1 protein-coding gene is annotated in these 430 nt (G+C 57.9%); it reads left to right on the plus strand.

Going from position 1 to position 430, the window contains the following annotated elements; translation table 11 throughout:
* A partial coding sequence (locus DEQ92_RS23080) for a helix-turn-helix domain-containing protein (protein ID WP_147299618.1) occupies positions 1-301 on the plus strand: 301 nt, incomplete at its 5' end.
* Positions 302-430: the final 129 nt, after the last annotated feature.

Consider the following 430-nt stretch of genomic DNA (forward strand, 5'->3'; position numbering starts at 1 on the left):
GTACAACCCGGACATCTTACGTGCTGCCGACGAAGCTCACTCCGCACAGGAATTCAGTGAAATGCTCGACATCCCGATCGCGACGTGTTATCGCCGCATCGAGGAACTCACGGGTGCCGGGCTGCTCGAACTACACGACAGCGTCCTTTCGGACGAACACCGCCGGACCAACGTCTATCGACGCGACGTCGACGAGATCGTCATCAGTTGCGACGAGAACGAACTCAACGTGCAAGTGACTGAGCGCCCCGAAGTGAAGAACAAACTCGACGACGTCTGGCGGAAGATTTCTCAGGAGTAAGCTGGCTGGCGGCGTGTAGCGAGTCGGGGCCAGCGTAGGCCCCAACGCTCACAACCGGAGCACGAAGTCCGAATCGCAGCCGTAATTTTGCTAGTTCGCTGACTCATTATTGCGGATCGCTGTCGGACT

This window comes from Haloferax sp. Atlit-6N (assembly GCF_003383195.1).
Classification (GTDB): domain Archaea; phylum Halobacteriota; class Halobacteria; order Halobacteriales; family Haloferacaceae; genus Haloferax; species Haloferax gibbonsii.